Annotated in this window: 9 protein-coding genes; 2 read left to right on the top strand and 7 right to left on the bottom strand. The window is 55.4% G+C overall.

The genetic code is table 11. The annotated features are described in order from the left end of the window. Positions 1–134: 134 nt before the first annotated feature. The 4 genes from J7395_RS13435 to glmM all read right to left on the bottom strand — a co-directional run bounded on the left by J7395_RS13435 (position 135) and on the right by glmM (position 3,277). Entirely contained in the window at positions 135–491 is a 357-nt protein-coding gene (locus tag J7395_RS13435; RefSeq protein ID WP_209221807.1) for a hypothetical protein, read from the bottom strand. Continuing rightward, a complete protein-coding gene (locus J7395_RS13430) occupies positions 488–1,030 on the bottom strand; it encodes a DinB family protein (protein ID WP_209221806.1) in 543 nt (180 codons plus the stop codon). The genes J7395_RS13435 and J7395_RS13430 overlap by 4 nt, the downstream gene beginning before the upstream one ends. A gap of 32 nt (positions 1,031–1,062) precedes the next feature. Then, positions 1,063–1,863, bottom strand: coding sequence for a bifunctional hydroxymethylpyrimidine kinase/phosphomethylpyrimidine kinase (gene thiD, locus J7395_RS13425; RefSeq protein WP_209221805.1), 801 nt, complete (start codon positions 1,861–1,863; stop codon positions 1,063–1,065). A gap of 64 nt (positions 1,864–1,927) precedes the next feature. Continuing rightward, positions 1,928–3,277, bottom strand: a complete 1,350-nt coding sequence (gene glmM / locus J7395_RS13420; protein WP_209221804.1) for a phosphoglucosamine mutase — start codon at positions 3,275–3,277, stop codon at positions 1,928–1,930. Positions 3,278–3,583: 306 nt separating this feature from the next. Here glmM and J7395_RS13415 point away from each other — a divergent pair, with 306 nt between their 5' ends. Together J7395_RS13415 and J7395_RS13410 are read left to right on the top strand one after the other, a co-directional pair. Continuing rightward, positions 3,584–5,563, top strand: coding sequence for a sensor histidine kinase (locus J7395_RS13415; protein WP_209221803.1), 1,980 nt, complete (start codon positions 3,584–3,586; stop codon positions 5,561–5,563). Then, the gene (locus J7395_RS13410) at positions 5,560–7,536 is read left to right on the top strand and encodes a sensor histidine kinase (protein WP_209221802.1); all 1,977 of its coding nucleotides are present in this window, start codon (positions 5,560–5,562) and stop codon (positions 7,534–7,536) included. Before J7395_RS13415 ends, J7395_RS13410 begins: the two co-directional genes overlap by 4 nt. A 2-nt stretch (positions 7,537–7,538) precedes the next feature. On the opposite strand, the gene J7395_RS13405 is transcribed toward J7395_RS13410, so the two are convergent. The 3 genes from J7395_RS13405 to ftsH all read right to left on the bottom strand — a co-directional run bounded on the left by J7395_RS13405 (position 7,539) and on the right by ftsH (position 11,669). Continuing rightward, positions 7,539–8,333 (bottom strand): response regulator transcription factor, encoded by a 795-nt coding sequence (locus tag J7395_RS13405; protein ID WP_209221801.1) that lies wholly within the window; start codon positions 8,331–8,333, stop codon positions 7,539–7,541. 263 nt (positions 8,334–8,596) lie between these two features. Continuing rightward, complete coding sequence (gene folP / locus J7395_RS13400) at positions 8,597–9,712, bottom strand: dihydropteroate synthase (RefSeq protein WP_209221800.1); 1,116 nt, start codon at positions 9,710–9,712, stop codon at positions 8,597–8,599. Positions 9,713–9,725: 13 nt separating this feature from the next. Next, complete coding sequence (gene ftsH / locus J7395_RS13395) at positions 9,726–11,669, bottom strand: ATP-dependent zinc metalloprotease FtsH (protein WP_209221799.1); 1,944 nt, start codon at positions 11,667–11,669, stop codon at positions 9,726–9,728. Positions 11,670–11,723: the final 54 nt, after the last annotated feature.

The following is an 11,723-nucleotide window of genomic DNA, read 5'->3' as shown; positions in this document are numbered from 1 at the left end:
CGACCTATCGGTGTTAAACGGGCATTCTTGTGCATGTTCATTCGGGCTTGCCTCCAAGGATGGTTGAAGCGTGGTAACTCCAGTCTCCTCGGTCTGGCCCGAATGGACAACCTGTTGAAAGCTCACATCTAGACCTACCGAACGATCAGGCGATAGCTGCCCTCGCCCGTGCCATCGCGGTAAAACCCGATGGCACATTCATATCGTCCCTTTTTAAGGTCCGGGTCGCCATTTTCCGATGAAAGTTCGCCGATATGGGCCCGGCATTCGGCAACGTCATCAAACCGTGCATCCGAAATACGGATATCGGTTTCTTTCTGGATATCGGGATAATAAACCGCCGTCACCTTTTCCCACGGGGCAGCATCATCCGCCCAGATCAGGTCGGCCACGAAACGGCGTGATCCATCGGCAATCGTGGCAACAACCAGTGCCGTCACCGCGACCAGGAAAAGACGCCGTTTGGTTCGATCCGTCAGTCTGAATGTCATACGCCGTCCCAGCCAAGGTCGTGAAAATCGGTGCCGCGAAATTCGGCATCACAATCAAGATGATATTCGTCAAGCTGCGGCGGCTTTTGCGATGTACCGCTCAGCATGGCATGCACCTGCCCGCGATGATGGGTCTGATGCACGAAAAGATGCGATAAAACCGCCCCCGCCGTTTCATGCGCGGTCTTCCCGTTACCACGATCCAACGCCACCAGCCGTGCCACATCGGCATCGGACAGGTTTTCGCAAAATTTCAGCAACGTCTGGTCACTCTGACGCTGGGCATCGGAAAGTGCCGCAATATCGGAAAACGGGTTTTCATCGGCAAAACAGTCCCGCCCGCGCCCACCGGCCACAAGGGCATCAATGTAAAACCAGTCGACAATCAGGATGTGATTAAGCGTCCAAAGGATTGTCGGAAAGAACGATGTGCGCTCCGCATTCAGCTCCGCGTCACTCAACCGCGAACAGACCGTCAGCAAGCGATGATTGGACCACGCATTGTTGCGCGCCTGATGGAAAAAGGAGGTTCCCGGCATGGCATTTTCTCCGTGCATGAAACCCCGTCTCCTTACTCGCCGGTAACGGGGTGGGCATGGTTAAGCGGACCATTGCCCTTGCCAAAATCAGGGGCTGTGCGGATCGCTTCGCGCACGAACGCCCGCGCACGTGCGACAGAATCACTCAACCCCATGCCCTGCGAAAGCCCGGTGGCAATCGCACTGGCAAGCGAGCATCCCGTCCCATGATTGTTTTCCGACGGAATGCGATCCGCCTCGAACCCTTCGATATCGCCATCATGGCGCCAAAGAATATCAACAATGCGGTCTCCCTCGGCATGGCCGCCCTTGACCAGAACCGCCTTTGCCCCCAGTTCACCGATCTTGCGGGCGGCTTCGATCATGTCGCCCTCATCGGCGATTTTCATCCCCGAAAGCACTTCCGCCTCGGGAATATTCGGGGTCAGGACGGTCGCCAGTGGCACCATGTTTTTGATCAGGGCATCAACCGCATCTTCGTTCAAGAGACGCGATCCGCTTTGCGATATCATCACCGGGTCAACGACAATCGGAATATCGGCGGCTTTGGCCCGGATGAATTTTGCAACCGCTTCGATCACCGGGACGCTATGGAGCATACCGGTCTTGATCGCGTCTGCCCCGATATCATCAATTGTGACTTCAGCCTGATGCACAATCAGTTTCGGATCAATGCCCAGAACATCGAAAACACCGGTGGTGTTTTGCACCGTCAACGCCGTGATAGCGGTTGCGGCATATCCGCCCAGAACGGTCACGGATTTGATGTCGGCCTGAATTCCGGCCCCGCCGGAACAGTCAGAACCGGCAATAATCAACACGCGACCTTTCATGATCGACCTCCAAGCACTTCTGATATTCGGTCCAGGGTCAGGACCCTAAGATAGTTCTGCTGCCTTAACCCGCAACAGCCATGATTTCGGCAACAATGCCATCAACGATCTGTTCGACCTTGATCGCGTCATCGCCTTCGGCCATCACACGGATCAGCGGCTCGGTCCCCGATTTACGGATTAGAACACGACCATCCCCGTTAAAGGCCCGTTCGGCACTGGAAATCGCATCAACCACACTGCTGTGTGACAGCGGATCGGAACCCGCAGCATACCGCACATTTTTAAGGATCTGCGGCAACGGATCAAACACGCGGCTCATTTCCGAAACCGGACCTTCACGATCAGCCAGAACCGCCAGAACCTGCAAGGATGCCAGCAGACCATCTCCGGTGGACGCAAAATCCGACAGAACGATATGACCGGACTGCTCCCCGCCGACATTGCAATCAAGGGCGCGCATCTGTTCCACAACGTAACGATCCCCGACCTTGGTACGGATCAGGCGCAGACCATTGCTTTCAAGGTAACGTTCAAGACCAAGGTTTGACATCACAGTCGCAACCAGCGCATTGCCTCGCAACTGCCCGGTGCGTTTCCAGTGCGTGGTGACAAGGCCCATCAACTGATCGCCATCAATCAACTGGCCTTTTTCGTCGCACATCTGAACGCGGTCGGCATCGCCATCCAAGGCAATCCCGACATCGGCCTTTTCGGCCAACACCCGGTCACACATGGTTTGGGTATGCGTCGATCCACATTCAGCATTGATGTTAAGGCCATTCGGCTTGGTGCCGATTTCAATGACATCCGCGCCCAATTCCCGCAACACCTTGGGGGCGACGGAATAGGCCGCACCATTGGCGCAATCCAGAACGATCTTGAGCCCTTCAAGCGTCACCGAAGACGGCAGCGATGATTTGACCGCCTCGATATAGCGTCCCGGCGCATCATCAATGCGTTGCGCCCGGCCAAGTTTGTTCGCAGGTACAAGCAACGCGGACATATCGCTATCCATCATGGCTTCGATCTTAAGCTCGACCTCGTCAGACAGTTTGAAACCATCCGGGCCAAAAAGCTTGATCCCGTTATCCTGATAGGGATTGTGCGAGGCCGAAATCATCACACCGATATCGGCACGCATCGATTTGGTCAGCATGGCAACGGCCGGGGTCGGCATCGGCCCGACCAGCATCACATCCATCCCCATGGACGTAAAACCGGCAACAAGGGCTGGCTCAAGCATGTAGCCCGAGAGACGGGTATCCTTGCCAATCACCACACGATGGCGATGATCGCCCCGTGTGAAATAATGGCCTGCGGCCATCCCGACCTTAAGCGCAACTTCGGCTGTCATGGGGGCAGTGTTGGCGGTTCCGCGGATACCGTCGGTCCCGAAATATTTACGGCTCATGCTCGTCTTCTCTGCTTCCATCCCGACGCATTGATGCGCGGGTTATTTTTCCTGACTGCCGGTTATATCAAAGTGTCCGCGCAATGCTACCGGCAAGTGACCGATTGTACCGGGAATAAGCAACCGATCCGTTAATCGCATCCTTGATGCTTCGCTTATAAAAGCCATGACCTTGCTCTTAAAACCCGGTATCTAGAATGCAAAGCGTTTGAATATTCCGAAATCGGGGGCATTTTGCGGAAAGTCGGTTACCGCAACGGCTATATGGCTGTGATCATATTACAGGTCATCTTTTTGATGATTTCCATGATCCGCCCTGCCCTTGCCCATCCTGGCAATCATGAACTTGTCATCGGATCCTATTCCGAAGACCAGGACAATATCGACCTTACCCCGTTGATTGAACGGCTGAAAGCAGACCGGCAAGCCCGCACTGCATCCGAGGTCGCAAGCCTTCCCGCAGACGATTTCACCTCGGTTGTTGGCTCTGTAGGTGCGGCTTACACGCTTGATACCGTCTGGTACCGCATGCAGATCCATGTCACGCAAGCCGGTGCGGAACCCCTTCAATTCAAACGCTATCTGGAAATTTCGCCGCCCTATCTGAACCGGATCGCGCTGACCATTCTTGATCGCCAGACCCGATTGCCGGTCTGGAACAACATCGTCGGTGACCATATTACCCCGAATGCATCAGAAGCCCGCGGGCGACAGCATCTGAGCACTTGGCCAAACCTGCCTGCGGGCAGTTACTGGCTGGTGATTGGCGCTTCCAGCAACAGCGCCCAGCTTTTGAATGCACATCTCAAATCCGATACGGTTCTGATTGCCGAAAACGTGCAGGATACGTTCCTGTATGGTCTTTATCTCGGCATCCTTTTTATCGGCTTTATGGTCTATTTCACGCTCGGCCTGCTGATACGCGACCGGGCGATTATCTGGTACGGCCTTTACATTCTTGCCCTGTTCACCGCGACGGCGGGTATTTCGGGATATGCCCATCTTCTTCTGGCTGGAACATGGCAGCGGGCAAGTGACGCGATCACCGGATCGGGTACGGCATTTTCGATTGCAACCAGTGTTATGATGTGGACCTACATCATTGGACTGGACCGGTTAAAGCGCAATGTTTTCCGGGCTATGGCGATTTATGCCACGTTTGCCGGTCTATGTGCCCTTACATCGGTCAGTGACACCTATATCTATTTTGCCCGCGGCATGTTCCTGCCACATATCGGTATCCTGCTGATCCTGCTTGGATATCTGTTCTATTTCGGCTGGACCAGATCAAATGCCCGAATGCTGCGCGTGTATTTTGTGGCTCTTGGCTTGCCTGCGGTTGCGGCGATCGTGCATCTTTTGATGCTGATGGGCATCGTCCCGGCCAACGTCTTTACCAGCAACTGCTATCAGGTGGCGTCCCTTGCACATTTGCTGTTGTTGGGGATCGCGATGGCCGGACGAACGCATGAGCTCGCCAATCAGCGCGTTTCGGCCTACCGCAGCAATACGCGCGCCAACCAGCTCGCGGACGAGCAGCGTGAATTCATTACCATGCTGTCCCACGAATTCCGGACGCCGCTTGCGATTATCCAGCGCGCGGCGGAAATGGTCGCACTGCATGTTCAGAACGCCCCCGAAGCTGTCACAAGCCGTATCGCGACCATCCGCAGCAATGCCTCGCAACTATCGGAACTGGTTAATGTGTTCCTGACCAAGGAAACCCTGGACAGTACCAATTTCAGTATTTCGCCCAAACCAACCATTATGGCCCCGTTCCTGAAGGATCTGGTCAAACGGCGTCAACGCGAAAACCCGGATCATGATGTCGATCTGGGCGAAACCGATTTCACCGTTATCCGGATCGACCGCACCCTGATCGAACGGGCACTGAGCAATCTGATTGAAAACGCCCGGAAATATGCCCCGAATGCCAGTGTTCGTATCGGTTTCACCCATCGAAGCGATGGCAATGTCTATATCCGCGTGACCGACAACGGGCCGGGAATATCCCAGGATGATCTGGCACTGGCTTCAGAAGCGTTCTATCGCGGCAATACATCGGGCAGCACCCATGGTGTCGGCTTGGGTCTGCACATCACCAACCGGATCATCAATGCCCATCGTGGCCGGATGACAATCAGCGTCGGTGAAACCGGCGGCACGACCATTCTGATCCGTTTGCCTTATGACCGGGAACTGACCAACAACAATATCGAAGCCGCACGAACCGATAATCTTGATCCGCCAGCCATGCCTGTTTCCCGCGAAGGAAATCCGTCATGAGTCGCCGGAACACCCTGTCTGGATATTCTGTTTGGCAACACGTCATGCTGGCTGTCACAACATTACTGTTCGGGATGGCGATCCTGTCATCGGCCAGGGCCGCGGAATTTGGCAAACTGACACTTCTGCCGGGAATTTCCAGCCCGGTTAATCTGCATAATCATGTTCTGTCACTTGAAGACAGGACAAATGATCTGACACTTGAAGACATCCTGCAAATGCCGGCCGAAAACTTTGTCCCCAGCCCCGGCATTCCAAGTTTTGGTTATACCGGTGACACCGTCTGGTACCGGTTGGCGCTTTCGGTTCCCGAAGGATTGAACGAACCGCTGCACCTTGAAATTCGCCCAAGCTATATGAACTTCATCGATGTTTATCTGATCAAACAGGGAACATCGCGACATTTCTGGCAAAGCCGGATGGGGGACCATGTCCCGGCAAGCCAGCGGCCAATAAAAGGCAGTGAACAGGTCGACCGCTTCCCCCCGCTGGAAGCCGGCGATTATGTGCTTGTTATCCGCACCAAATCAAACAGCACCCAGTTCCTTATGGCCAAGCTGTGGCCCACCAATCAGCTCGTTTCCAGCCTGACCTTGCGGGATTCCGGACTAAGCATCTATTTCGGCGTTATTCTGATGCTGGGGGTGGTTTACATCATTCTGGGAACACTGGCACGTGACCGGGCCATCGCGGCATATGGATCCTGTGTCCTGTCGATCGGGACCCTTGCATCATCGGCAAGTGGCCTTGCATTGTCGATCATTCAACCCGAATGGCCCTATGCCAATGATCTGATCGTTGGTGGAAGCAATGCCATGGCTGCTGCGGCCACCATTTTCCTGTGGTTCTATATTCTCGACCTGAACCGCCAGAACAATGTCGTGGCAAGGATCATCAAAATTTATTGCGTGCTTTCAATTGCCTGCGCACTCACCGCAACCAATAATTTTTACGCGCTTTATGGTACCTACATTGTGCCCCTGCATGCCGTACTCCTGACGACATTTTGCATTGTCCTCGCCTACCGGATCATACGCGCCCCGACCGAATGGCTGTTATGGCTTTATTTCGTTGTGCTTGCCCTTCCGACAGGGGCTGCCGTCTTGCTGCAACTGACACATGCAGGCCTGATCGAAGCCACGCCGCTGCGGCTCGGACTGCATCAGTTCACATTGCTTTTCCATATGTGCGCCATGAGCGTGATCATGGGCTTTCGCCTGTCCAGAATCGAAAAAGAACGCATGGACATGGTCAAAATCGCCGCGGCAACAACATCGCTTGTCGGTGAACAGCGCAAACTGATTTCCATGCTTTCTCATGAATTCCGCACACCGCTTGCCGTCATTCAACGATCGTCCGAAATGCTTTCGCTGCGCCTGCGCGAAGCACGAAGCGATGTGACGGACCGCCTGCAACGCATTCAGGATCAGGCACGAAAACTATCCCGTCTGGTGGATATTTTCCTCAACAAGGATGGCATCGACGACGGCGACTTTGCGTTGGCCCGTGAACTGGTGCCGGTCAATCACTTACTGGCCGACTTCGTATCGAACACGTCACGCGCCGATGCCGAAATCACGCTTGAATGCATCGGAACCGAAGGGCTGGAAACCTATGTCGATGTCACGCTTGTCGGCCTTGCCATCACCAACCTGATCGAAACGGCACGCCGATATGCCCATGGCGCCCCCATTCATGTGGCAGCACGCCCCAACAGTGACTGGCTTGTGGAAATCGTTATCCCCTATCACGGGCAGGATTTGAACAGTGATGAAATCCGCCGCATCAGCGATGCCCTGTTCCGCCGCGAGGTTGAGGCAGCATCCCTGCAAAGCGCCCTCGGCCTGCATATCTCGCAGCGCATTGTCGATGCACATGGTGGATCGATAAAAATGCGCGACAAGGGTACAGACGGTGTCGAACTTTGTCTGTTGCTGCCCTGCGACGAGATCACCGGATCATTCGGCAACTAGGATCAGGCGCTTTCGGGCACGCCCACGATAACGGCAGAGGATGTAAAGGCATAGCCACGGCCATAAGCGGTCCGGATCGGCAATTCCTCGCCAACTTCGCGAAGCACCTTCTGGCGGACACGCCGGATCGCCGTATCAAGGTTGCGGCAGTTTTCAGCCGTATCGGCCTTGCCCAATGCCATGACAATTTCCGGGCGCGTCAACCAGGCCCCGTTGGCTTCAACCAGCAACCGCACAATCGTGCGCTCGGTCGCCGTCAGGGTCGAAGAATTGCCATCGGAATTGCTGAGCGTCCAGTTCAGCATGTCGAGCGTCCAGTGATCGTCGCGGACCAGTGCCTCAAGTTCGGCTTCCGCCTCGTTCTCGCTCCTGCCAACCCGGCGCAGCAGCGGGCGCAGAGCCGCCTCGATCACCGAAAGCGGGCTGTCTTTCGTCAGGTAAACATCCGCACCGGATTTATAGCCCGTAAGATGATGATCCATCCCCGCAAGCGAGGTCAGCATCATGATCCCGCAATCAAGATTGGCGCGCGCATATTTGGCCAACTCATAGCCATCCGCATCCGGCAGCATGATATCAAGAATGACCGCCGCCGGTGACTTGGTTTTCAGCGCGCGATGAAACGCTGCGCCGGTGTCGCAACCGACAACATCAAAGCCGCACATCTCGAGGTACTCACACAAATCCCGATTAAGATCGGCATTGTCCTCAACCACGAAAACACAAGTCGCCATTGTTTCCTGACCTGCAGCCGCTCCGGACTGCTCAACGCGCACGCGCGCGCTGTATCCGTTCATTCAACTTCGCTTTCAATGTTTGCTCAGAACCAACCATTCGCGCGACCTTCCTGGTCGCATTTAGTTTTATCTATAATGGTATGTGGCGATTGGGGAAAATCCGCAAGCCCCAAGCACAATCTGTCAGAAATTGCCAGATTCCCCACACCAGTAAAAAGGCCCGCAGCCCTGGTACCCGAAAGTACACAAAAACTGCAGGCCTTTTATAATTCGTTGGTAACAACCGTCAATCTATACATCCATAGATTGACGGTCGAAGAAGCCTATACCAGGGACGTTGCCGTCGTGACGGAAATCGATTGAACCGTCTCGTGCACATCATGCACCCGGATCATCTGAACCCCGTGCCGCCAGCCATTGATCGCCGATGCAATCGACCCGCCCAGACGCTCCTTGGGGGATGCTACCGGATCAATCTTGCCGATAAACGATTTGCGCGATGTCCCCAACAGGATCGGGCAGCCCAGACCATGAAAAATCGCCAGACGCGATAACAGTTCCAGATTATGCGACAATGACTTGCCAAAACCGATACCCGGATCAACACAGATACGATCACGCGAAATACCCGCCCGTTCGCAGCTTTCAATCCGGTCCAGCAGATAGTCATACACATCCAGAACCGCACAATCATATTGCGGGTTTTCCTGCATCGTTCCCGGTTCGCCCTGCATATGCATCAGGATCACCGGCTTGCCCGATGCGGCGGCAACTTCCATTGACCGCTCATCCCCCTCAAGCCCGGTAACATCATTGATGATGGCCGCACCGGCCTCAATGGCTGCTTCCATCACACCCGCATGGCGGGTATCGATGGAAACGCAATGACCGTCTTCGGCCAGGGCACGGATCACCGGAACAACGCGCGCGATCTCGTCCGCTTCGGAAACGGTTTCCGCCCCCGGGCGTGTCGATTCCCCACCGATATCAAGGATGGACGCCCCCTGCTCGGCCAGCACGCGCGCACGCGCAATCGCCTGATCGGTGGTGTTGTAATCGCCACCATCGGAAAAGCTGTCCGGTGTCACATTGACAATGCCCATCACATGGCAGGACGCCATATCAAGCCCGGCAAAATCGGCACGCTTTGTGGTCAGACGGTTCAGAACGTCATTGATTTCATCAACCCGTCCCGAATTCTGGACCCAGCCTTCAAGCGCCAACAACGGCAGGATCATGCTTTCGGCCCCGCCACCTTCGCGACGACGGATGATTTCAAGGGCGGAAAATCCACGGCGGGATCCGGCCAAGGGTAACGTATTGGGATCATCGGCATGGTCGATGAAACCGGTAGGTGCGTAATATAACGGTCCGTCAAAATCAGCAAAGCCCCGCACATCGGCGGGGCTTCGCAGGACCGATCCTTCGATCTTGTCCATCAGTCTCTTTCAGTTAGCTGCCCGGCTGCGGCTCCGGGGACAGATCCCCGCCACCTTCACCCGGGTTTTCCTTGCGTGCGCCGCCGGTGGTCGGCACGGTCGAACGGCGTCCGCTGCCCGTATCCTTGCCGCTGCCATTGGAATGGCCCGAACGGTTGATTTCCTCACCACGCAGAAGCGCTTCGATTTCCTTGCCCGACAGGGTTTCGTATTCCAGAAGCCCCTTGGCAAGAACATGCAGATCGTCAAGATGCTCGGTCAGAACCCGCTTGGCGAAGGTATATGCCTCGTCGGAATAACGACGCACTTCCTCGTCAATAAGTTGGGCGGTTTTCTCGGAAACATTCTTGTGCTGGGCAACACTGTGGCCAAGGAACACTTCTTCCTGATTGTCCACATATTTGACGTTGCCAAGCTTGTCCGAGAAGCCCCACTCGGTCACCATCTTGCGCGCATATTGCGTCACCATATTGATGTCCGAAGACGCACCCGTGGTGACCTTGTCCTTGCCAAAGATGATTTCCTCGGCAACGCGGCCACCCATGGCAACCGCAAGGTCGGAAATCAGCTGTTCATAGGATTTGGAAACCTGATCACGTTCCGGCAGGCGCATCACCATACCCAGCGCACGACCGCGCGGAATGATGGTTGCCTTGTGGATCGGATCGGATGCCGGGGTATGCAGCGCGACAAGCGCATGACCACCTTCGTGATAGGCCGTCAGCTTCTTCTCGTCGTCGGTCATGATCATGGAACGGCGTTCCGCCCCCATCATCACCTTGTCCTTGGCATTCTCGAAATCGGCCATGGTGACAACACGCTTGCCAAGACGGGCCGCCAGAAGGGCTGCCTCGTTGACAAGGTTTGCCAGATCCGCACCCGAGAAGCCCGGCGTACCACGCGCAACAGTGCGCAGGTCAACATCCGGTCCCAGCGGAACCTTGCGGGCATGAACACCAAGAATATGTTCACGGCCTTCAAGGTCCGGGTTCGGCACAACGACCTGACGGTCAAAACGACCGGGGCGCAGCAATGCCGGGTCCAGAACGTCCGGACGGTTGGTTGCCGCCACGAGGATCACACCCTCGTTGGCTTCGAAACCATCCATCTCGACCAGAAGCTGGTTGAGCGTCTGTTCGCGTTCATCGTTCCCGCCGCCAAGACCGGCACCACGATGGCGGCCAACGGCGTCGATTTCATCGATGAAGATGATGCAGGGTGCATTCTTTTTGCCCTGTTCGAACATGTCACGCACACGAGATGCACCGACACCAACGAACATTTCAACGAAATCGGAACCCGAAATCGTAAAGAACGGCACATTGGCCTCACCGGCAATCGCACGCGCCAGAAGCGTCTTACCCGTACCCGGAGGTCCGACAAGAAGCATGCCTTTCGGGATTTTGCCGCCAAGACGCTGGAATTTCTGCGGGTCTCGCAGGAAGTCGACGACTTCTTCAAGCTCGCCCTTGGCTTCCTCGATCCCGGCAACGTCTTCAAAGGTCACCCGACCGGATTTCTCGGTCAGCATCTTGGCCTTTGATTTGCCAAAGCCCATGGCTTTGCCGCCGCCGCCCTGCATCTGACGCATGAAGAAAATCCACACACCAATGATCAGCAGCATCGGGAACCAGCTGATCAGCGCGCTCATAAGCGGCGACAGGCTTTCTTCCGGCTGGGCGATAATACGAACGCCCTTGTCGTTTAGACGTTCGACAAGGCTCGGATAATCAGGGGTATAAACACTAACGGTCCGGTTATCGCGGGTTTGCGCTGTAAGAGTGTTGCCCTGGATCGTAACTTCTGAAATCTGGCCGCTGTCAACTTCGGCCAGGAAGTCCGAAAACGCCAGCGTTGACTGGCCGCTCCGTCCTGATGGCGACTGAAACAGGTTAAACAAAGCCACCAAAAGGATGGCAATGATAACCCACAGTGCGAGATTTTTTCCCATATTCATTCCAAGCTACTGATCGCAATTTGTGTTCGCCATGACGCGCAATCGCCCTGCGCA

It is taken from the genome of Thalassospira sp. A3_1, from assembly GCF_017744215.1.
Lineage (GTDB): Bacteria > Pseudomonadota > Alphaproteobacteria > Rhodospirillales > Thalassospiraceae > Thalassospira > Thalassospira lucentensis_A.
Note: the sequence above shows the minus strand (reverse complement) of the source record. Positions and strands in the feature narration are given on the sequence as shown.